This window comes from Brevundimonas vesicularis (assembly GCF_014204545.1).
In the GTDB taxonomy this organism is placed as follows: Bacteria; Pseudomonadota; Alphaproteobacteria; order Caulobacterales; family Caulobacteraceae; genus Brevundimonas; species Brevundimonas vesicularis_B.
Map to the genome: position 1 here is coordinate 1,154,556 of NZ_JACHLJ010000001.1, position 16,759 is coordinate 1,171,314.

Annotated in this window: 21 protein-coding genes; 15 read left to right on the top strand and 6 right to left on the bottom strand. The window is 66.6% G+C overall.

Annotation, left to right across the window (positions count from 1 at the left end; genetic code table 11):
- Positions 1-60: 60 nt before the first annotated feature.
- On the bottom strand, positions 61-714 hold the full coding sequence (thiE, locus tag HNP47_RS05865; RefSeq protein ID WP_184278704.1) for a thiamine phosphate synthase: 654 nt from the start codon (positions 712-714) through the stop codon (positions 61-63).
- Positions 715-844: 130 nt separating this feature from the next.
- On the opposite strand from thiE, the gene HNP47_RS05870 reads away from it, so the two are divergent.
- The 6 genes from HNP47_RS05870 (at position 845) to HNP47_RS05895 (ending at position 4,952) form a co-directional block, all read left to right on the top strand.
- The gene (locus tag HNP47_RS05870) at positions 845-1,030 is read left to right on the top strand and encodes a (2Fe-2S)-binding protein (protein ID WP_184278705.1); all 186 of its coding nucleotides are present in this window, start codon (positions 845-847) and stop codon (positions 1,028-1,030) included.
- A gap of 141 nt (positions 1,031-1,171) precedes the next feature.
- Entirely contained in the window at positions 1,172-1,672 is a 501-nt protein-coding gene (gene bfr / locus HNP47_RS05875; RefSeq protein ID WP_026108332.1) for a bacterioferritin, read from the top strand.
- A gap of 69 nt (positions 1,673-1,741) precedes the next feature.
- Complete coding sequence (locus tag HNP47_RS05880; protein WP_184278706.1) at positions 1,742-2,302, top strand: tryptophan-rich sensory protein; 561 nt, start codon at positions 1,742-1,744, stop codon at positions 2,300-2,302.
- Positions 2,303-2,405: 103 nt separating this feature from the next.
- A complete protein-coding gene (gene efp / locus HNP47_RS05885; RefSeq protein WP_055754985.1) occupies positions 2,406-2,972 on the top strand; it encodes an elongation factor P in 567 nt (188 codons plus the stop codon).
- Positions 2,973-3,076: 104 nt separating this feature from the next.
- The gene (locus HNP47_RS05890) at positions 3,077-3,880 is read left to right on the top strand and encodes an inositol monophosphatase family protein (RefSeq protein ID WP_184278707.1); all 804 of its coding nucleotides are present in this window, start codon (positions 3,077-3,079) and stop codon (positions 3,878-3,880) included.
- 40 nt (positions 3,881-3,920) lie between these two features.
- A complete protein-coding gene (locus HNP47_RS05895) occupies positions 3,921-4,952 on the top strand; it encodes a glycerophosphodiester phosphodiesterase (RefSeq protein ID WP_184278708.1) in 1,032 nt (343 codons plus the stop codon).
- On the opposite strand, the gene HNP47_RS05900 is transcribed toward HNP47_RS05895, so the two are convergent.
- Complete coding sequence (locus tag HNP47_RS05900; RefSeq protein ID WP_184278709.1) at positions 4,949-6,817, bottom strand: ABC transporter transmembrane domain-containing protein; 1,869 nt, start codon at positions 6,815-6,817, stop codon at positions 4,949-4,951. The genes HNP47_RS05895 and HNP47_RS05900 overlap by 4 nt on opposite strands.
- 152 nt (positions 6,818-6,969) lie before the next feature.
- Here HNP47_RS05900 and rpmE point away from each other — a divergent pair, with 152 nt between their 5' ends.
- Both rpmE and HNP47_RS05910 read left to right on the top strand, forming a co-directional pair.
- Positions 6,970-7,194, top strand: a complete 225-nt coding sequence (gene rpmE, locus HNP47_RS05905) for a 50S ribosomal protein L31 (protein WP_017506001.1) — start codon at positions 6,970-6,972, stop codon at positions 7,192-7,194.
- 159 nt (positions 7,195-7,353) lie between these two features.
- Entirely contained in the window at positions 7,354-8,916 is a 1,563-nt protein-coding gene (locus HNP47_RS05910) for a murein L,D-transpeptidase (RefSeq protein ID WP_184278710.1), read from the top strand.
- A 9-nt stretch (positions 8,917-8,925) separates the two neighbouring features.
- Here HNP47_RS05910 and HNP47_RS05915 read toward each other — a convergent pair whose 3' ends face one another.
- Positions 8,926-9,426, bottom strand: coding sequence for a DUF1465 family protein (locus tag HNP47_RS05915; RefSeq protein WP_184278711.1), 501 nt, complete (start codon positions 9,424-9,426; stop codon positions 8,926-8,928).
- A 109-nt stretch (positions 9,427-9,535) separates the two neighbouring features.
- Positions 9,536-9,739: a DUF1192 domain-containing protein gene (locus tag HNP47_RS05920; protein WP_055754990.1), complete on the bottom strand. Its 204-nt coding sequence runs from the start codon at positions 9,737-9,739 to the stop codon at positions 9,536-9,538.
- A gap of 88 nt (positions 9,740-9,827) precedes the next feature.
- Here HNP47_RS05920 and HNP47_RS05925 point away from each other — a divergent pair, with 88 nt between their 5' ends.
- Positions 9,828-10,799, top strand: coding sequence for an NAD(P)H-quinone oxidoreductase (locus tag HNP47_RS05925; protein WP_184278712.1), 972 nt, complete (start codon positions 9,828-9,830; stop codon positions 10,797-10,799).
- Here HNP47_RS05925 and HNP47_RS05930 read toward each other — a convergent pair.
- Entirely contained in the window at positions 10,796-11,401 is a 606-nt protein-coding gene (locus HNP47_RS05930) for a beta/gamma crystallin-related protein (RefSeq protein WP_184278713.1), read from the bottom strand. The two genes, HNP47_RS05925 and HNP47_RS05930, sit on opposite strands and share 4 nt — an antisense overlap.
- Before the next feature lie 220 nt (positions 11,402-11,621).
- Here HNP47_RS05930 and HNP47_RS05935 point away from each other — a divergent pair, with 220 nt between their 5' ends.
- Entirely contained in the window at positions 11,622-12,287 is a 666-nt protein-coding gene (locus HNP47_RS05935; protein WP_184278714.1) for a DUF1013 domain-containing protein, read from the top strand.
- Between the two features lie 73 nt (positions 12,288-12,360).
- Here HNP47_RS05935 and HNP47_RS05940 read toward each other — a convergent pair whose 3' ends face one another.
- The gene (locus tag HNP47_RS05940; protein ID WP_184278715.1) at positions 12,361-12,534 is read right to left on the bottom strand and encodes a YdcH family protein; all 174 of its coding nucleotides are present in this window, start codon (positions 12,532-12,534) and stop codon (positions 12,361-12,363) included.
- Between the two features lie 116 nt (positions 12,535-12,650).
- Between HNP47_RS05940 and HNP47_RS05945 the strand changes: the two genes are divergently transcribed.
- The 5 genes from HNP47_RS05945 to HNP47_RS05965 all read left to right on the top strand — a co-directional run bounded on the left by HNP47_RS05945 (position 12,651) and on the right by HNP47_RS05965 (position 16,753).
- On the top strand, positions 12,651-13,253 hold the full coding sequence (locus HNP47_RS05945) for a UbiX family flavin prenyltransferase (RefSeq protein WP_184278716.1): 603 nt from the start codon (positions 12,651-12,653) through the stop codon (positions 13,251-13,253).
- Complete coding sequence (locus tag HNP47_RS05950) at positions 13,250-13,714, top strand: TIGR02444 family protein (protein WP_184278717.1); 465 nt, start codon at positions 13,250-13,252, stop codon at positions 13,712-13,714. The genes HNP47_RS05945 and HNP47_RS05950 overlap by 4 nt, the downstream gene beginning before the upstream one ends.
- A gap of 50 nt (positions 13,715-13,764) precedes the next feature.
- Complete coding sequence (locus tag HNP47_RS05955; protein WP_055754995.1) at positions 13,765-13,989, top strand: YdcH family protein; 225 nt, start codon at positions 13,765-13,767, stop codon at positions 13,987-13,989.
- A gap of 168 nt (positions 13,990-14,157) precedes the next feature.
- On the top strand, positions 14,158-14,799 hold the full coding sequence (locus HNP47_RS05960; protein WP_045810279.1) for a M23 family metallopeptidase: 642 nt from the start codon (positions 14,158-14,160) through the stop codon (positions 14,797-14,799).
- 67 nt (positions 14,800-14,866) lie between these two features.
- Complete coding sequence (locus tag HNP47_RS05965) at positions 14,867-16,753, top strand: CocE/NonD family hydrolase (protein WP_184278718.1); 1,887 nt, start codon at positions 14,867-14,869, stop codon at positions 16,751-16,753.
- Positions 16,754-16,759: the final 6 nt, after the last annotated feature.

The window sequence follows — 16,759 nt, forward strand, 5'->3', positions numbered from 1 at the left end:
ACAGGTTCCGACCAGTCAGAGGTTGGTATAGGATCAGCCGGTTCCTAATATCCCCTGAAGTCAGGGCCTCAATTTTTCATTGAAGCGCCTGACGGCCTCGGCCGGGCCGTCGGGATGGTTCCAGACCCCGCCGCTGACCGCCACGAAGTCGGCGCCGGCTTGGGCAAGGTCTGCGGCGTTGTCGACCGTGATCCCGCCGATGGCGACGCAGGGGGTTTCGACGGTTTCTTGCCACACCGTCAGGATGTCCAGCGGCGGACGATGCACCGTTTCCTTTGTATCGGTGGGATAAAAGGCGCCGAAGGCGACATAGTCGGCGCCGCCCTCTGCGGCGTCCCAGGCCAGGTCGCGGTCGTCGTGGCAGGTGACGCCGATCATGGCGTCCGGCCCCATGATACGCCGCGCCTCGGCTAGCGAGCCGTCTTCCTGACCGATGTGAACGCCGTCGCAGCCGCTGGCCCGCGCCAGATCAGGCAGGTCGTTCAGCAGGACCGCGACATCATGACGCCGCGCGATGGGAGCCAACACCTCGACCGCCGTGCGGATGGCGGCGTCGTCGGCGGGCTTCAGCCGGATCTGCAAGGCCGCGACGTCGCCGGCGGCCAAAGCCTGATCGAGGGTTTGCGCAAAGGCGTTCAGATCGGCGATCACAGGCGGCGTGATCAGATACAGCCGGCAGGGCGGACGCTCGGGGACGGTGGGTGTTCGGGCCATGTCCGTCATTGCCTGCCCCCGCGACGATCCGTCAACGGCCCACCGGCAGCTGAGCCATGCGAACGACTTGCAATCGCCTTAAGTACTGCTATAGCGAACCATTCTCAGTCAGTGAAACGTGTAGCGCCTCGTGTACGTCTGCAACTGTAACGGTCTTCGCCAGCGTGATGTCGCCCAGGCCATCGAGGCCGGCGCCTGCCGTCCGCGTGACATCTTCGCGCGCAACCAATGCCAGGCCCAGTGCGCCAAATGCGTCTGCGAGATGAGTCAAATGATTCAGGAAAGCCGCGAAGCGTTCGCTCTCGCAGCCGAATAGTTTGCTTCGCCTGCGGCCGACAGTCACTCGCACTCTCAATGCAGTGATAAAAATTCGCAAATAAACAAAGCCCGTTTTACTGTGTTATGGCTGCGCTCGACAGACGGCGATAGCGCCGTGGCGAGACCAAGGACCATGGCCATGAAGGGCGACCCCGCAATCCTGCGCACGCTGAACGCAGTGCTGACCAACGAGCTGACGGCCGTAAATCAGTATTTCCTGCACGCCCGCATGTTCGAAAGCTGGGGCCTCGCGCACCTGGGCAACGTGATCTACGAAGAGTCGATCGGCGAGATGAAGCACGCCGACATGCTGATCAAACGCATCCTCTTCTTGGATGGACTGCCCAATCTGCAAGACCTGCACAAGCTGAAGGTCGGCGAAGATCCGATCGAATGCCTGGGCGCCGACCTGCAACTGGAACTGGACAGCCGCGCCACGACCGCCGCCGCCGTGACCCAGTGCGAGGAAACCCGCGACTACGTCAGCCGTGACCTGCTGATGAAGATCCTGGCCGACACCGAAGAGCACATCGACTTCCTGGAAAACCAGCACAAGCTGATCGAGCTGATGGGCGCGCAGAACTATCTGCAATCGGCGATGAAAGAGATCGTCACCGACGGCGCGGCGACCGGCAACTAAGCTCTGCCTTCTGACGGAACTCCAATCCGCTCCGGCCATTAGCCTGTCAGGGCCAAGCTGGAGCGGACCATGACCGATATCGACGACGCCATCGACGACGTGCGCGACGCCGCCATGGACTTGCTGAACAGCGAGGGCCGCAGCACCGGCCATGTGGTCGCGGGGATCGCCCTGACCGTCGGCTTCGCCCTGCTGGCCCACACCATCGCCTCGGGCGCGTTGAAGCCCCGCCGCAACCTGAAACAGGTGCGCGACAAGGATTTGCCGATCACCGAAAAGCCCAAGGGGGCCTTCAGCCTGGTCCTGCCGGCCGTGTTCTCGGCGACAACCCTGTCCGCCGTACGCGTCTGGAACGCGCCTCCGCAAAAGGAGCGGACCCGCGCCATGGGCCTGTGGGTCGCGGCCCAGACGGTGAACGCCGTCTGGCTGGGCCTGCGTCCGTCGTCGATGGCGCGTCAGGTGGTCGCCGCGATGTCGTCAGCCGGTCTGGCCGCCGCCTTCGCCCACGAAGCGCGCAAGCTGGACGAAGGGGCCGGCAAGATGGCGGCGCCGCTGGGGTCGGGCGTGCGGTTCGGAAACTTCCTGCATCGCAAGGCCGATGACGCTTCGGGCGGACGCACGCTGCATTAGGTTGCGTCGCCTTGCCCTTTATCGGGGCTTCCTCTAGGGATCGCGCCCTATTCGCCTCGCCCCGAACGGTGCGAGGGCGCAACTCCATTTCCGATGTGACCCCATGAAGATCAACGGCAACACCATCAAGCCCGGCATGGTCCTGCAGCACAATGGCGGCCTGTGGGTCGTCACCAAGGCCAGCCACGTCAAGCCCGGCAAGGGCGGCGCCTTCGCCAACGTCGAGGCCAAGAACCTGGAGACCGGCAACAAGCTGAACGAACGATTCCGGTCGGAAGACAAGGTCGAGCGCGTGACGCTGGAGCAGAAGGACTTCTCCTATCTGTTCGACAATGGCGACAGCCTGGTCTTCATGGACGACACCACCTACGAGCAGATCGAACTGCAGAAGGACTGGGTGGGCGAAGAGCGCATCCCCTATCTGCAAGAAGGCATGAAGGTCGTCATCGAGATGCACGAAGAGCGTCCGATCGGCCTGGAACTGCCCGATCAGGTCGTGCTGGAAGTCGCCGAGACCGAGCCGACCGTGAAGGGCCAGACCGCTTCGTCGTCCTACAAGCCCGCGCTGGCGTCCAACGGCGTGCGTATCATGATCCCGCCCTATATGTCGGCCGGCGAGCGTATCGTCGTCGACACGACCAGCGGCGAATACGTCCGCCGCGCGGACTAATAGACCACCACGCTAAAGCGGCCCCTCGCGGGGCCGTTCCTTTCTGAACTTCTCCGACTGTCCGGCTGCGGCTTTGAAGGACTTTCGGACCAGGAGATTCCCCGATGGCCCTCGCCTCCGCCCTGCTCCAAGTCATGACCGATGCGGTGCGCAAGACCGCCCGCCCGATGCTGCGCGACTTCGGCGAAGTGTCCCAGCTTCAGGTATCGAGGAAGGGCCCCGGCGATTTCGTCACGGCCGCCGACTTGAAGGCAGAAGACACGCTTTACGAGCTGCTGATGAAGGCCCGCCCCGGCTATGGTTTCCTCGGCGAGGAACGCGGCATGATCGAGGGGACGGACAAGTCCCACACCTGGATCGTCGATCCGATCGACGGCACCACCAACTTCATGCACGCCATGCCCCACTTCGCCATCACGGTGGGGCTGGAGCGCCGCGCGCCGGACGGGTCCAGCGAGATCGTCGCCGGCGTGACCTACAACCCCGTCATGAACGAGCTGTTCTGGGCCGAAAAGGGCAAGGGCTGCTATCTGAACGACCAGCGCATCCGCGTCGCCGGCCGGCGTGACCTGTCCGAAAGCCTGATCGCCACCGGACTGCCCTTCATCGGCAAGTCGGGCCATGCCCAGTCGATCAAGGATCTGCACGCCGTGGGCCAGCGGGTCGCGGGCATCCGCCGTCTGGGTTCAGCCGCCCTGGACTTCGCCTGGGTCGCAGCTGGTCGCTACGACGCCTATTATGAGCGCAATCTGAAGCCCTGGGACGTGGCGGCGGGCATCCTGTTCGTCACCGAGGCCGGCGGCCGGGTCACGACCATCGAGAACGACGGCGATCCCAAGACGGGCAAGTCCATCCTGGCGTCGAACACCGAACTGCATCCGAACCTGCGCAAGGTCCTGCAGGGCTGATTGTCATAGGGGCGACGCGCCTCTGCCCTATCCAAGGCGGATGATCCGTTTCATCCTGTGCGGCCTCGTCCTTCTGACCGGAACGCCAGCCTTGGCCCAGCCCCTGATCATCGCCCACCGCGGCGCGTCCGGCGAACGGCCCGAGCACACCCGTGCGGCCTATGAGCTGGCGATCGAACAGGGCGCGGACGTGATCGAGCCGGATCTGGTGCAGACCAGGGATGGCGTCTTCGTCGATCGGCATGAGAACGAGATCGGCGGCACGACGGACGTGGGCGACCGGCCCGAGTTCGCGGGCCGTCGGACGACCAAGACCATCGACGGGGTCGAGACCACCGGCTGGTTCACCGAAGACTTCACCCTGGCCGAGTTGAAGACGCTGAGGGCCAGGGAGCGGTTGCCCGCGTATCGACCGGGCAGCGCCGCCTATGATCGACAGGAGCCGATCCTGACCTTCGAAGAGGTCGTCGCCATCGCGCGCGAGGCCTCGGCGCGGACCGGGCGGACGATCGCCGTGGCGCCGGAGCTGAAACACCCGACCTATTTCGCCGATATCGGCCTGCCGATGGAGGACGGCTTCGTCGCGGAACTGGAGCGGCTGGATCTGACGGGCGCCGAGGCTCCGATCATCATCCAGTGTTTCGAGGTCGGGCCGCTGGAGCGGCTGGCGAAGCGCATCGATGCGCCGCTGGCTCAACTTGTGGCCGCCAAAGGCGGACCGGCGGACCGGGCGGACGTGACCTATGCGCAGATGATCACGCCGGAGGGGCTGAAGGCCATCGCCGCCTACGCGGACTGGGTCGCGCCGGAGATGACCCTGGTCCTGCCGCGCGACGCACAAGGTCGCACGACCGCGCCCACGACCTTGGTCGCCGACGCCCATGCGGAGGGCCTCACGGTCGTGGTCTGGACCCTGCGGGCCGAGAACGCCTTCCTGCCGGTCGAGCGACGCAGAGGCGACGACCCGGCCGCGCACGGCGACATGACCGGCTATGCTGCATCCTTCGCCGCAGCAGGGGTCGATGCGCTGTTCAGCGATTTCCCGGCCCTGGCGCGGACCACGGCGCCCTAGTTGCGGAACTGAAGCTCGGCGAGGCGGGCGTAGAGGCCGCCCTGGGCGACGAGTTGCTCGTGGGTGCCCTCTTCGACCACGCGACCGTCGTCCATGACGACGATGCGGTCGGCGCGGAGCACCGTGGCCAGGCGGTGGGCGATGACCAGGGTGGTGCGCTCTTCCATCGCCTGATCGAGGGCGACCTGGACCAGGCGCTCGCTTTCCGCGTCCAGAGCGCTGGTGGCCTCGTCCAACAGCAGGATGGGGGCGTCGCGGACCAGGGCGCGGGCGATGGCCAGGCGCTGGCGCTGGCCGCCCGACAGGCTCTTGCCGCGCTCGCCGAGCGGGGTGTCGAAGCCCTCAGGCAGGGCGTCGATGAAGCCGAGCGCCTGGGCCTTTTCGGCGACGGCGCGGGCCTCTTCCCGGGTGGTGTTCTCGCGGCCGAAGCGGATGTTCTCTAGCGCCGAGCCCGAGAACAGCGGCGTTTCCTGCGACACCCAGGCGAAGCGGTCGCGCACGGCGACAGGATCGGCCTGGCGCACATCGACGCCGTCGACCGAGACCATGCCGGTCTGCGGATCATAGAAGCGCAGCAGCAGGCGGAAGACCGTGGATTTGCCGGCGCCAGACGGGCCGACCAAAGCGACCGTCTCGCCAGGGCGCACAGTCAGGCTGAAGCCCTTAAGGGCGGGATGGTCGGGGCGGCCCGGATAGGCGAAGCCGACGGCCGACATCGACACCTCGCCGCGAGGGGGCGTCGGCAGGGCCATGGCCTGAGGCGGCGGAGCGATGCCGGCGACGGCGCGCATCAGCTCCTCGATCCGCTCCATGGCGCCGGCGGCCTTTTGCACGTCGCCCCAGCTTTCGCCGAGCGCGCCCACGGCGCCCGCCGCGAAGACGGACAGCAGAACGAACTGAAGCAGGGCGCCGGGCGTCATGGCGCCCTTCACGACATCCTGAGCGCCTAGCCACAGCACTAGAGTGACGCCGCCGAACATGACGACGATGATCAGGGCGGTCATCCAGGCGCGGGCCTGCATCCGGGTCAGGGAGGCGTTGAAGGCGTCCTCGACCGCCGCGCCGAAGCGGGTGATGGCGCTCTGTTCGCGGCCAAAGGCCTGGACCGTCTCGATGGCGTCCACGCTTTCACCGGCGAAGCCGACGGCGTTGGCGAAGCGGTCCTGGGACGCGACGGTCAGTTTGCGCACCTTGCGGCCGAAGATGAAGATCGGCCCCAGGAGGAAGGGCACGATCAGCAGAACGAAGCCGGTCAGCTTGGGGCTGACGAAGAACAGCAGGGCCACGCCGCCGATCATGGTCAGGAAGTTGCGCAACGCATAGGAGATGGACGTCGTCATCAACGTCTCGACCAGGGCGATGTCCGTGGTCAGGCGCGACAGCACCTCGCCCGTCCGCATATGGGCGTAGAAGGACGGGTCCAGCGTCAGGATGCGGCCGAACAGACCCTTTCGCACATCGGCGATGACGCGCTCGCCCGTGCGGGTGACGAAATAATAGCGAGCGGCGGTCGCCAGCCCCAGGAACAGGGCGTTGGCGCCCAGCAGCAGGAACCAGATGTTCAGATTGGCGCCGCCCGCCTCGAACCCGTGGTCGATGGCCCCGCGCGCCAAGGCGGTCAGACCCAGAGAGGCGGCAGTGGACAGCAGCAGCCAGAAGACCGCCATCAGGGCATGACCCTTGTGGCGCATGGCGAAGGGAATCAGTCGCGCCAGCGGGCGAATGTCGCGGCGCTTGGCGCGCTTTGCGCCCGCTTCGGACATCTGGTCGGCGAGAAGGGCGCCGGCGCTGGGCCTCCCCTCCAGCGACGCCATGCCCGAGGCGCGGTTGGCGGAAGAGGCGGAGGCGGCGGCTTGATCGGTCATTTCGCCCGCCTCTTGCCCCGGAACGCCCCCCGGTGTAAACGCCGCCCCTCATTCCCGCCGGGCCTTTCCCTCAAAAAGGATTGGTGGCGGGTTTCTCATTTCACGCGCACGGACGGTCGGCATCGTCACCGCGCAGAGACCGGACGACGACCATGAAGGCGGATACCCATCCCGACTACCACTTCATCACCGTGGTGATGACCGACGGCAGCACCTACCAGACCCGTTCGACCTACGGGAAGGAAGGCGACAAGCTGGCCCTCGACATCGACCCGTCGACCCACCCGGCCTGGACGGGCGGCAACGCCCAGCTGATGGACCGCGGCGGCCGCGTCTCGCGCTTCAACAACAAGTTCGCCGGCTTCATCAAGAAGTAAGCGCGTCCTGGCTGCGACATCTCGCAGCAATCGGAACACCAAGAGCGTCGGTCGCAAGGCCGGCGCTTTTTGTTTGGTCGGAACGCCGATAATGTGGGGGCGTTCGGGTACCAGGGGCGTCGGCCACGCTGGCCGAAGCGATCGAAGAAGCGGAAGACTATGAACAGACGGCAACTGGGTCTGGGCGTCGCGACGGCGGCCATGACCCTTGGCTCGGCGGCGCGCGCGCAGCAGGTCTTCGTGCAGCGCGGACCGGAGGCGACCGCCTTCTACAACAGCTTCAACGATCAGATTTCGCGTCTGCCCCAGACGCAGCAGGCGGATGTGCGCGCCTTCTATGAAATGAACGGCTGGCGCCCGGTGTGGAACGCCGAGCGGGTTCGGGCCCTGAACACCGTCGCGGCCGGCGCCAATCGCCATGGTCTGGCGGGCTCTGACTATTTCGACTTCGTGGGACTGGCGGCCGATCCGGCGAGCGCGGACCTGCGGACCACGGCGGCGGCGCTGGCCTATGCCCGCATCCTGGCCGAGGGCAAGGTGCGGCCCGAGACGGTCGAAGACCTTTGGGAAATGCAGAAGAACCGTGTGGATCTGCCGCGCGGCCTCAGCGACGCCCTGACCCGCAATGTGCTGGGCCAATGGTACGACGGCCTGGCGCCCACCGACATCGGCTATCAGAACCTGTCGGCCGGCTATGTCCGCTATCGCCGTCTGGCGGCGCAGGGCGGCTGGCACCGCTTCACCCAAGGCGCGACCATCGAGCCGGGCAATAGCGATCGCCGCATCCCCGCCCTGATCGACCGCCTGACGGCCGAGGGCGACCTGTCGGCCGCCGACGGCGCGCGGCTGAAGTCGCAGGGCCTGGTTTACAACGCCGAACTGCAACGTGCGGTGCAAAGCTTCCAGAACCGCCATGGCCTGGGCGCCGACGGGCGGATCGGCGCGGGCACCCAGCGCTCGCTGGGCGCCTCGGCCGAGGACCGTGCGCGTCAGATCGCGCTGAACCTTGAGCGGCGTCGCTGGCTGAAGCGCGAGGTCGCGCCCGAGCGGATCGAGGTCAACACCGCCGCCGCCATCATGGTCTATTGGAAGGACGGCAAGCCGGTTCACTCCAACCGCGTCGTGGTCGGCTCGGCCGAGAACCAGACGCCGAGCCTTGAGAAGCCGTTCGCCTCGGTCGTGGCCAATCCGCCCTGGTATGTGCCGGCCGGCATCGCGCGCCGCGAAATCCTGCCCAAAGGGCCAGGGTATCTGGCCGCCAACGACATGTATGTGAAGGACGGCACGGTCATCCAGCGCGCCGGTCCGCGCTCGGCCTTGGGCTATGTGAAGTTCGAGCTGCGCGACAGCTACGCCATCTTCCTGCACGACACGCCGTCGAAGGCCGCCTTCAACCTGTCCACGCGTCAGCGCAGCCACGGCTGCGTGCGGGTGCAGAATGCGGTGGAGTTCGCGCGCCTGTTGCTGTCGCCCGATCCGACCAAGCTGGCCCAGTTCGACACGGCGCAGGACACGCGCGAGACGACGCGCGTGACGACCGGACGCGAGATCTCGGTGCGTCTGCTGTACTGGACCGCCTTCGTGGACGGTCAGGGCCGGGTGGCGTTCCGCGAGGACGTCTATGGCCGCGACGACAAGCTGGCGCAGGCGCTGGGCATCGGCGTCAATCTGCCCAAGCCTATCGACGACGGCCGGGCGGACGCAAACGACGTCGGGCCGTAAAGGGGGCGATCAGCCCCTGAAGGCCGCCTCAAGCATGCCCATCTGGCTGAGCACCGGGTTTTCCGGGGTTTGGTCCTGATCGTCTGAATACATGCGGCGATGCAGATAGAGGGTGCGGTCGAACAGCTTTTCCGAACGAACCAGATATTCGATCAGGGCGATGGGAAGTTCGGCGTGGCTGGGCTCGGCGTCGATGCGACGCTCGTTCAGGCGATAGCGCGGCTCGCAGGCGGTTTCCGGCGACATGTCGTCTTCGCGCACGGCGCGCTGGACCAGGAGCCAGGAGGCGATCTGCATCAGGCGGGTGGTCAGCTTCATGCTCTCGGCCGCATAGGCCAGGGCGGCGGCGCGCGACAGCATCTTGGAATCGCGACGGCCCTCGCCGTCCAGATAGGCGGCGGTTTCCTCGACCAACTCCATGCCTTCACGGAAGGTGCGATCGAACAGCTCGGACCGGGCGAAATCGCGAACGGTGCGGCTGCGGTCAGCGGGGGACGGAGCGGAGGTCATTTGAGCATTGATCATCAGAGAAGGTCGGGTCCGTCCTGCAATCGGCCCCTGGCGGCGCCGTTCGCACGAAAGATGCAACGCTCATGCCATGCCAGCGGATCATTCGCGATCACGAACCGAAGTTGAACAGGGCGTCGGCGGCGTTTTTCTTGGAGCGTTTCGTCTCGATCGCGGCGCGCGAGCGCGCGATCTCGGCCTCAAGCGCGGCGATCCGCTCCTGCAAATCCTCGACGGCGTAAACATCCAGATCTTCGCGTGACAGGGCCCGCAGCGGTTCACCGCGTTGCGGGCGGGGTTCAAGATCTTCGAACATCGTCGCCTTCCTTTCGCGCTGTTATGGCCAAGGCGGTCCACGGTCCCTATCTGAACGCCCGGATACGGACGAATGCAAGGCGAGTGCGATGCGCGTGATCGAAATCGAAGGCGGTTCCGGACCGGCCGAGGCCCTGAAGATCGCCGAACGGCCCGATCCCGTGGCGAGGCCGGGTCAGGTGCTGATCCGGGTGCGGGCGGCGGGCGTGAACCGGCCGGACCTGCTGCAACGCACCGGCGCCTACCCCCCTCCCCCCGGCGCGTCGGACGTTCTGGGGCTTGAAATCGCCGGCGAGATCGAGGCCGTCGGAGAGGGCGTCACGCGCTGGACGGTCGGCGATCGGGTCTGCGCCCTGCTGGGCGGCGGCGGCTATGCGGAGTTGGCCGTGGTGGATGCACGTCACGTCCTGCCGATCCCCGAGGGTCTGGATTTCGTGCAGGCGGCTGTGCTGCCGGAAACCGTCTTCACTGTCTTCGCCAATGCGTTCGAGGGCGGCGCGTTAAAGGCCGGCGAGACGTTGCTGATCCACGGGGCGACCAGCGGCATCGGCGTGACGGCCATCCAGATGGCCAAGGCGGCAGGCGCCCGAGTGATCGCCACCTCACGCGGGGCGGACAAGGCCGCAGCCGCCAAGGCGTTGGGCGCGGACGTCAGCCTGGACGCCAAGAGCGATGATCTGGAGGCGCAGATCCGCGAGGCGGGCGGCGCGGACGTGGTTCTGGACATGGTGGGGCGCGATTACGCCGCCCTGAACCTGAACAGCCTGAATGCGGGCGGGCGCTGGGTGGTCATCGCCTCCCTGACCGGACCCAAGGTCGAGTTGGATCTGCAGCGGATCATGCTGAAACGGTTGACCCTGGCCGGATCGACGCTGCGCAGCCGCCCGGCGGACGAAAAGGCGCGTCTGACCGCGGCTGTCGAGGCGACCGCCTGGCCGTGGGTGGCATCCGGCAAGGTCAAACCGCCTGTTCAGGCGGTCTTCGCGTTGGAGCAGGCTGCCGATGCGCACGCCGAACTGGAAGCCGGCGGGCACATCGGCAAGATCGTGCTGAGCGTCTAGTAGCGCCCGCCACGCACGGGGCGCAGCGACGAAATGTTGTCGTTGAAGCCGCCGTTCAGGAAGCGGACGTCGCCTTCGACGATGCGGCAGCGTCCCCGGAACTCGGCGTCAGTGCAGACTTCCCAGCGGCCTTCGACGCGCATCGAGCTGATGCGGTCGTTAAACGGAGTGCGGCCCAGGTTGCGGTCTTCGCTGGTGAACTCACGCGAAGCGCCGCGGAAGTTGGCGTGCTCATAGACGGTGATCGAGGACCGTCCCCAACCGCCGCCATTGCCGCCGCCCCAGCCGGGGCCACCATTGCCAGGTCCCCAGCCGCCACCGGGACGGCCGGGCTGGCTGTCTTCATAGTCGCCACGGAACCGCCCGCAGACCAGCAGGCCGTTGTCGTTGTTGATCTCCTCGCCGCCGCAGCGGTTCAGCTCGATCGACGTGCCGCGCATCCGGCCGCGCGTATCGCGGCAATCGGCATAGAGACGACCGCGATTCACATAGGCTTCCGAACACGACTGGGTATAGCCGCCGCGCGGGGCGACGCGTTGCTGCGCATAGTCCTGGCCCGAGGCCATCGCTGCGGCCAGAGCCGCGCCAAGCAGAATGGACATAGTGGTTCTCCTATCCCGAAGCTGAAAAGCTTCATTACCGCGAAGGTTGCGTCAGGGCGGATGAACCGTTGCTGTATGGGATTGTCGCTCAGCGTTTTCTTTTGTGTCGAATAGGCCTATATCGGCATCATACGCGCCCGGTCGAAAGGCCGGGCGCCGTCGTATCCAACGCCAGCCGAAGCCTCATTCGGCGGCTCAACAACACCGGGACGAACGCCCCATGAGCGACATTCTGATGCCCAAGGCCACTGCGGTCTGGCTGGTCGACAACACCTCTCTCAGCTTCGAGCAGATCGCCGACTTCTGCGGCCTGCACCCGCTGGAAGTTCGCGGCATCGCCGACGGCGACGTGGCGCGCGACATTCGTGGCGTGGATCCCGTCACCGGCGGCCAGCTGACGCGCGAAGAACTGGACAAGGCCCAGGGCGACGAAAACTACCGGATGAAGGCGATCGTCAGCCGCCACGCCGAACTGCTGAAGTCGGCAAAGCCGGCCCCGAAATACACGCCCGTGTCGCGTCGCCAGGACCGCCCCGACGCCATCGCCTGGTTCGTGCGCAACCACCCCGAGGTGACGGACGCCCAGATCGCCAAGATGCTGGGCACGACCAAGTCCACCATCGAAAGCGTGCGCAACCGCACCCACTGGAACAGCGCCAATATCAAGCCGGTCGATCCGGTGACGCTTGGCCTGGTCGGACAGCTGGCGCTGGACGAGATGGTCAAGAAGGCCGCCGACAAGAAGGCCAAGGACGACCTGAAGAACGGCGGCGGCACGATCCAGCCCGTCGAACAGGTCGAGGCCGAGCCCGAGTTCGTGCCGGAAGCCCGCCAACGTCCCGGCGCCGAGCCGACGGCGGAGTCGGTGTTCGGCACCAAGGACTGATCCGCCTTTGAGCAACGAAAACGGCCCCGGAGAGCGATCTCCGGGGCCGTCGTCGTTTTCAGGGAGACGGGCGCTAGGTCGCACGCGCCTCCAGACTGGTGATTTCTTCCTTCAGCCGAAGCTTCTTCTGCTTCAGCGCCCTGACCTGCAACGGATCCGTGGACGGGCGGGTAAGCTCCCTCTGGATGGTCTCATCCAGGGTGCGATGACGATTACCCAGTTCGCGAATACGAGCCTCGATGGTCATGGCTTGCGCCTCCTTTGGTTAGGGACCAGTAGAGTGAGCGCCCGGTTTGGCGCGCTGTGTAATCACTTTCCAGTGACAGCCCGTCGCCCCGGACCCGAAGGAGGCTGACCCCCAAAATGGACCATGATGTGAACGGAGCCATACGGAACCCGCCCGCCAAACTGGTGGTCGGAATTTCAGGGGCTTCCGGCGCCGTCTATGGCGCCCGGGTGCTCGACGCGCTGAACGATCTGGGCGTCGAAAGCCATCTGGTCGTGACCAAGGCCGCCCTGCTCACATTGTCGCAGGAAACCGATCTGTCGCCCGACGAACTGACGGCCAAGGCGTCGGTGGTTCACAAGCTGGGCGACGTGGGTGCGACGATCGCCTCCGGCTCGTTCCGCACCCTGGGCATGATCGTAGCGCCCTGCTCGATCAAGACGATGAGCGAGATCGCGACGGGCGTGACCTCCACCCTGCTGACGCGGGCGGCGGACGTGACGCTGAAGGAGCGGCGACCGCTGGTGCTGATGGTGCGCGAGACGCCGTTCCACCTGGGCCATCTACGCACCATGACGGCCCTGGCCGAAATGGGCGCGATCATCGCCCCGCCCCTGCCCGCGCTTTACGCGCGGCCGAGCTCGATCATGGAGATGGTCGATCAATCGGTGGGTCGGACGCTGGACCTGTTCGGCCTGGATTGGGGCGCGGTGCGGCGCTGGGAAGGCCTGAAGTCATGAGGCTTTGGGACTGGGCGGTCGCCGCCTATGGCGCGCCGGGGGTTGGTGAGGCGTGTCTGACGCTGCAGGACAGCCACGACCAGAATGTGCCTGTGCTGCTGTGGTCCGCCTGGGTCGCAGCGACAGGCCGAAAGCCCGACGAAGAGACGATCGAGGCGGCCTGCGACACCGCTCGAGCCTGGGACAGCGTCGTGGTCGCCCCGCTGCGTTCGGTGCGGCGGATCCTGAAAGCGCCGGTCCCCGATATCGACGACGGCCCGCGCGAGAGCGTGCGCAACCGCATCAAGGCGCTGGAGCTGGAGGCGGAACGGCATTTGCTGGACGCGCTGGAGGCGCTGGCCCCCGAACCCAGCGGGCCGGCCCGCCCGATCATCGACAGCCTGGCAGCCACCGCCCGGATGTGGGCCGACGTGACACCGCGCCCGGCCCTGATCCGGCTCGCAGACGCCCTTCCGGCCTGAGATCAGCGTGGCTATAAGCGGCCTGAGACGAGCGGCGTGGAGATGACACGATGAACGACGACACGCCTGCGATCACCGAGGAAATGGTCGAGCTTCACGCGCGGGTGAAGCATCTGCGCCAGGAACACGCCGACCTGGACGCCTCGATCGAAGCCCTGGGTCAGGCCGCCATTCCCGACCAGCTGATGATCGCCCGGTTGAAGCGCAAGAAGCTGGCGCTGAAGGACGAGATCGTGAAGCTGGAAGACCGCATCCTGCCCGATATCATCGCCTGATCTGGCCCGGCGGGCGGCGGGTTCCGCCCTGCGACCATCCGCCGCCCTGCCCTAGCCCCAAAGTCGCCAAAGCCAGCGGGCATAAGCCGCCCTCCCACGGAACGCCGTGCGCTGTCGGGGCGCCGCTTCCTTCATTCCAGAGCGTAGAGACGCTGGAGAGGCCGCCGAATGCGACGCCTGCTGTCCAACGCGCCGATGGCGCGGTGCAAGACCCTGTTGATCCACTCCGGCCAAACGGCCGCCTTCGCCGCCGTGGCCGTTTTCGCCGCCGCCGCCGCGCCAAATGCTGCGCGCGAAGCCGCCTTGCCGCCGCCGACCCAGATCGCCGCGCCGGTCTCGCCGCCCCTGAAGGCCGAAGTCGAGAAGGCGGGGCCGATCACGCGCCAGATCGCCTTCACCGCCCCGGTGCGCGGCTATGCGATCAACTCGCCGTTCGGCCTGCGCAAACTGGCCATCGAAGCCAAGGCGCGCGCCCACAAGGGCGTCGACATCGCCGCGCCGAAAGGCACGACCGTCTTCACCGCTGCCGAGGGCGAAGTCATCCGTACGGGCTATGACCCCGAGGGCTATGGCAACTTCATCGAGGTGCGCCACCCTAACGGCATGAGCACCCTGTATGGCCACCTCAGCCGGATCGATGTGGCGAACGGCGACGCTGTCGCGCCCGGTCAGCGCATCGGTCTGGTCGGCTCCACCGGCTATTCCACTGGCCCGCACCTGCATTTCGAGGTCCGTCGCGGCGGCGCGCAGGTGAATCCGACCAAGGTGGTCGATCGCCATTTCGAAGTGACGGTGAAGGCCAAGGCCTGACGCGCATTGCGTTGCGACGGGCGCCGCAAACGTCCTAGTGTCCCCTCTCGTTCTGGGAGGGATGGATATGAACAAGATCGTCGCCGCCGTCGTCGCGGGCCTTTTGGCCGCCACGCCCATCGCCGCCTCGGCGCAGGACTATGGGCGCTACAGCGACGCCGCCGCACAGACCGAGCTGTCGCGCCTGGCGGATGTGCAGATGGCGGTCATGGTGCCGATGCGCGACGGCGTGGGACTGGCCACCAATGTCTATCGCCCCAAGAACGCGACCGGCCCCTTGCCGACCGTCTTCGTGCGCACGCCCTACAACGAGCTGGCCTACAACGCCCGCACTACGCGCTCGGCCCTGAGCTGGGTCAGCAAGGGCTATGCCTTCGTCATCCAGAACGAGCGGGGACGGTACTTCTCGGGCGGCGACTATCAGATCCTGGGCTATCCCCAGACCGATGGCTATGACGCCCTGACGTGGATCGCGGCCCAGCCCTGGTCGAACGGCAAGGTCGGCACCTTGGGCTGTTCGTCGTCCGCGGAATGGCAGTTGGCCCTGGCGGCCCAGAACCACCCTGCCCACGCCGCCATGGTGCCCCAGGCCTCCGGCGCCGGCATCGGCAAGGTCGGACGGTTCCAAGAACAGGGCAACTGGTACACCGGGGGCGTGCCGCGCAACCTGTTCTTCGTGTGGCTGTACGGCGTGGACAATCCGCAGCGCGCCCAGATCCCGATGGATATTGACCAGGAAACCCGCGCCCGCATCGTTCGCTACAACGATCTGGACGCCAAGAAGCCGGACGTGAACTGGCCCAGCCAGATCCGTCATCTGCCGGTCAATGACATGCTGAAAGACCTGGGCGAGCCCGCCGGCACGTTCGAGGAACTGATCGCGCGCACTCCGTCCGATCCGGCCTGGCGTCAGGGCGGCCTGTATCACGACGACATGGGCTGGGGCGTGCCGTCCCTGTGGTTCAACAGTTGGTACGACGTCTCGATCGGGCCGAACATGGAGCTGTTCAACCACGCCCGGTCCACGACCCAGGATCGCGAGGCGGCCGAGAACCAGTATGTCGTGGTCGGCCCCAACAACCACTGCGCCTTTGGGGGCCTGGGGCCGAATTACAAGTCGGGCGACCGGCCGCTGGGCGACGCCACCTTCGACAGCGACGCCCTGGTGCACGCCTGGTTCGATCGCTGGCTGAAGGGCGAGCGCCGCGCCTTCCCCGAGAGCACGCCGCACGTGCAGTATTTCAACATGGGCGAAAACGCCTGGCGCACGGCCGCGCAGTGGCCGCCGGCCGGGGTCAAGACGGTGCGGATGTATCTGCGCTCGGGCGGCGGGGCCAACAGTCTGAACGGCGATGGCCTGCTGAGCCTTCAAGCGCCGCCCGCCGGCGAGCCGGCAGACCGCTATCGCTATGATCCGATGAACCCGGTCCAGACCATCGGCGGCGGCGATTGCTGCAACGGCGGGCTGGTCACGGCCGGGGCCTTCGACCAGCGGCCGATCGAGGCGCGCAACGACGTGCTGGTCTATACGTCGGAAGCGCTGACCGAGCCGATGCAGGTCACCGGCTTCATCGATGCGGTGCTGAAGGTGTCGTCCTCTGCGCCCGATACCGATTTCGCGGTCAAGGTGGTGGATGTGGCGCCGGACGGCACGGCCTATATCCTGGGCGACACCATCATGCGGGCGCGCTATCGCAACGGCTATGACCGCCCTGCGCCTCTGACGCCAGGCCAGGTGGCGACTGTGCAGCCCACGCCGCTGACCATCAGCAACACCTTCCAGCCCGGCCACCGCATCCGGGTCGAAGTCACCAGCTCCAACTTCCCCAAGTTCGTGCGCAACCTGAACACGGGCGGACCGAACGAGACCGAGAGCCAGGGCGTGGTCGCCGACAACGCCGTCCATCACGCGGGCGACGACGCCTCCTACATCGACTTGCCGGTCCTGAAATAGGGCGCG

Coding starts and splice junctions, on each gene's coding strand:
- HNP47_RS05880 (WP_184278706.1), top strand. CDS start 1,742: ATGACCGATATCGACGACGCCATCGACGACGTGCGCGACGCCGCCATG.
- HNP47_RS05940 (WP_184278715.1), bottom strand. CDS start 12,534: ATGACCATCGAGGCTCGTATTCGCGAACTGGGTAATCGTCATCGCACC.
- HNP47_RS05920 (WP_055754990.1), bottom strand. CDS start 9,739: ATGTTCGAAGATCTTGAACCCCGCCCGCAACGCGGTGAACCGCTGCGG.
- HNP47_RS05890 (WP_184278707.1), top strand. CDS start 3,077: ATGGCCCTCGCCTCCGCCCTGCTCCAAGTCATGACCGATGCGGTGCGC.
- bfr (WP_026108332.1), top strand. CDS start 1,172: ATGAAGGGCGACCCCGCAATCCTGCGCACGCTGAACGCAGTGCTGACC.
- HNP47_RS05915 (WP_184278711.1), bottom strand. CDS start 9,426: ATGACCTCCGCTCCGTCCCCCGCTGACCGCAGCCGCACCGTTCGCGAT.
- HNP47_RS05935 (WP_184278714.1), top strand. CDS start 11,622: ATGAGCGACATTCTGATGCCCAAGGCCACTGCGGTCTGGCTGGTCGAC.
- efp (WP_055754985.1), top strand. CDS start 2,406: ATGAAGATCAACGGCAACACCATCAAGCCCGGCATGGTCCTGCAGCAC.
- HNP47_RS05895 (WP_184278708.1), top strand. CDS start 3,921: ATGATCCGTTTCATCCTGTGCGGCCTCGTCCTTCTGACCGGAACGCCA.
- HNP47_RS05910 (WP_184278710.1), top strand. CDS start 7,354: ATGAACAGACGGCAACTGGGTCTGGGCGTCGCGACGGCGGCCATGACC.
- HNP47_RS05900 (WP_184278709.1), bottom strand. CDS start 6,817: ATGACCGATCAAGCCGCCGCCTCCGCCTCTTCCGCCAACCGCGCCTCG.
- HNP47_RS05925 (WP_184278712.1), top strand. CDS start 9,828: ATGCGCGTGATCGAAATCGAAGGCGGTTCCGGACCGGCCGAGGCCCTG.
- HNP47_RS05930 (WP_184278713.1), bottom strand. CDS start 11,401: ATGTCCATTCTGCTTGGCGCGGCTCTGGCCGCAGCGATGGCCTCGGGC.
- HNP47_RS05965 (WP_184278718.1), top strand. CDS start 14,867: ATGAACAAGATCGTCGCCGCCGTCGTCGCGGGCCTTTTGGCCGCCACG.
- HNP47_RS05950 (WP_184278717.1), top strand. CDS start 13,250: ATGAGGCTTTGGGACTGGGCGGTCGCCGCCTATGGCGCGCCGGGGGTT.
- HNP47_RS05960 (WP_045810279.1), top strand. CDS start 14,158: ATGCGACGCCTGCTGTCCAACGCGCCGATGGCGCGGTGCAAGACCCTG.
- HNP47_RS05945 (WP_184278716.1), top strand. CDS start 12,651: ATGGACCATGATGTGAACGGAGCCATACGGAACCCGCCCGCCAAACTG.
- HNP47_RS05955 (WP_055754995.1), top strand. CDS start 13,765: ATGAACGACGACACGCCTGCGATCACCGAGGAAATGGTCGAGCTTCAC.
- rpmE (WP_017506001.1), top strand. CDS start 6,970: ATGAAGGCGGATACCCATCCCGACTACCACTTCATCACCGTGGTGATG.
- thiE (WP_184278704.1), bottom strand. CDS start 714: ATGGCCCGAACACCCACCGTCCCCGAGCGTCCGCCCTGCCGGCTGTAT.